Origin of the sequence: Haliea salexigens DSM 19537 (genome assembly GCF_000423125.1) — a bacterium.
Classification (GTDB): domain Bacteria; phylum Pseudomonadota; class Gammaproteobacteria; order Pseudomonadales; family Halieaceae; genus Haliea; species Haliea salexigens.
In genome coordinates this window covers 1-1,391 of sequence record NZ_AUHJ01000072.1, presented here as the reverse complement: position 1 = coordinate 1,391, position 1,391 = coordinate 1, and the positions used below count along the sequence as shown (strand labels likewise).

The 1,391-nt window shown below is 46.7% G+C and carries 2 protein-coding genes; one reads left to right on the top strand and one right to left on the bottom strand.

From position 1 onward, the window contains the following. A partial coding sequence (locus G533_RS23100; protein WP_035529363.1) for a hypothetical protein occupies positions 1 to 251 on the bottom strand: 251 nt, incomplete at its 3' end. Positions 252 to 428: 177 nt separating this feature from the next. On the opposite strand from G533_RS23100, the gene G533_RS24720 reads away from it, so the two are divergent. Continuing rightward, positions 429 to 1,313 carry a hypothetical protein gene (locus tag G533_RS24720; protein ID WP_144079974.1) on the top strand — a complete coding sequence of 295 codons (885 nt, stop codon included), beginning with the start codon at positions 429 to 431 and terminating at the stop codon, positions 1,311 to 1,313. Positions 1,314 to 1,391: the final 78 nt, after the last annotated feature.

Here is a 1,391-nt window from a genome sequence, read left to right as displayed (position 1 = left end):
CCCTGAGCGGGATGTTGTGTGCAGAACTGTTGATCATGAAATGGCCGCGAAACATTTTGCATGAATGACCGGGCAACTATGTTGACAGACACCGGGCGCAACAGGGCGCCGATTTCGCCATGTTGGCAGGCGTCGGCTTCGGCCAGGATTTTCAGCTTATACTCGGTGCTAAACTGCCGCCGGGTGCGCTTCTCCAGTCCGGGGTTGGGAGTCACCTGATTCTCGGGCAGCTCTGATTGTGGCTTGGGCATGGTAATGCTCCTGAATCTCGAGCTCTGAAATAGAGTTTAACTCATCGAGCCAGTGTATGGATTCAGGTTGACACATAGGCGGATGAAACTTTAGGCTCCATACAAATTGAGACTGAGAAACACTCACCACTCCTGACAACCAGCAAAAGATTCCAACAGTGAACCGGAACCAAAACAATGAAATCAAAGAATATCGTTTATCTAGCACATGGCGGCCAAAAGTACACCAAGCAAGCAATCTTCTCTCTGTACTCTCTACTTTACTGGCTAAAGGAAGAGCCAGACAACTCAATTGGAATTATAGTTTACACCGACGATGACACCTGGGTCCCTAGGCACGAATTGATAACGGCTCGAACCATTAGTCCTGAGCAAATTAGACAGTATAAAGGAAAACACCAGTACACCCATCGAGTCAAACTCGAAATATTACGCCACGCCCAGTCCATGTCTAGCGGTCCCATACTTTTTGTAGATTGCGACACACAGTGGATAAAAACCCCTTCACCCGCCTTGAGGGAACTAGCGGAAAATCCAAAAATGTGTTGGATGCATCAGCTCGAAGGAAAAGTTTCCATTCGAAACCACCCTGATTATTTTACACTTTTATCAGAAAACCCTTCACTCAGCCAAAACTTCCCTCCCCCATGGGAAATGTGGAACTCAGGAGCCATAGGAATCCCTGAAGGAAATCGCGCGTTTTTCTCTGAAACATTGGAAACGTGTGATCAAATTTTGGATTTCCTTCCCCACAACAACTGGGTCGAACAGATAGCCGTCTCGTTACAGGCAACTAAGCAGTTCGAAACCAAAAGCCTCGAACCTTATCTTCTGCATTTCTGGAGAGATTCTCTAATTCTTCCCGAAGTGCTAGAAAAAGCCCTGTCAAATCTGTCAGACGATGCTGGCAGCAATGCAAAATTGTGCGCAACCTTTCCTGTCGAAGAAGAGCTAAGAATTTTTAGAGAAAGCCTGAAGGGCCAATGGCTTCGGAAAAAAGCAAAGTTGAAACGGTCATTATCTAAGCGCCGCAATAAATTCAGATCTTGGATTCAACTCTGAAGTGCATCACCACCTATGCTGCTAGTCTGCTCATGTGGTCGAGCATCAGTTGATCGGGAGTCTTGAACCCCAATGTTT